Origin of the sequence: Intrasporangium chromatireducens Q5-1, from assembly GCF_000576575.1 — a bacterium.
Taxonomy (GTDB): Bacteria; Actinomycetota; Actinomycetes; order Actinomycetales; family Dermatophilaceae; genus Intrasporangium_A; species Intrasporangium_A chromatireducens.
In genome coordinates this window covers 1-660 of the sequence record NZ_AWQS01000559.1, presented here as the reverse complement: position 1 = coordinate 660, position 660 = coordinate 1, and the positions used below count along the sequence as shown (strand labels likewise).

Annotated in this window: 1 protein-coding gene; it reads left to right on the top strand. The window is 72.9% G+C overall.

Features of this window, described 5'->3' with window-relative positions; all coding sequences use genetic code 11:
• The coding region (locus N864_RS22875) for a 4Fe-4S binding protein (RefSeq protein WP_420805231.1) at positions 1–660 on the top strand (660 nt) is incomplete at both ends.

The following is a 660-nucleotide window of genomic DNA, read 5'->3' as shown; positions in this document are numbered from 1 at the left end:
GGCCACCAACCGACGACCTGGAGCGGCCCATCGTCGACCTCACCCCGCGCAACAGTGGCCACTCGACAGGTAGTGGCCCGTCGACGGGGCGCAGGGGCGAGCGGAACGGTCGGTCCGGCGGCAGCGGGCTGAGCGGCATACTGCCCGGCATCGTGCAGGGGCTGGCGACGACGGCCCGGACGATGACCCGGCGCACGCACACCCACGAGTACCCCGACGTGCGGCCCGAGCTGCCGCCCCGCAGCCGCGGCGTCATCGCGCTCCTCGAGGAGAACTGCACGTCGTGCATGCTGTGCGCCCGCGAGTGCCCCGACTGGTGCATCTACATCGACTCGCACAAGGAGGAGATCCCGCCGGCGACCCCGGGCGGCCGGGCCCGGCAGCGCAACGTGCTCGACCGGTTCGCGATCGACTACTCGCTCTGCATGTACTGCGGGATCTGCGTCGAGGTGTGCCCCTTCGACGCGCTCTTCTGGAGCCCCGAGTTCGAGTACGCCGAGCTCGACATCCACGACCTGCTCCACGAGAAGGAGCGCCTGGGCCAGTGGATGGCGACGGTCCCGCCCCCGCCGGCGCTCGACCCCGGCAGCGCCGACCCGGCCGAGGTGGTCGCCGCTGCCAAGCCGCCGCGACCGGCACGACCCGCGGGTCCGGCAGGCT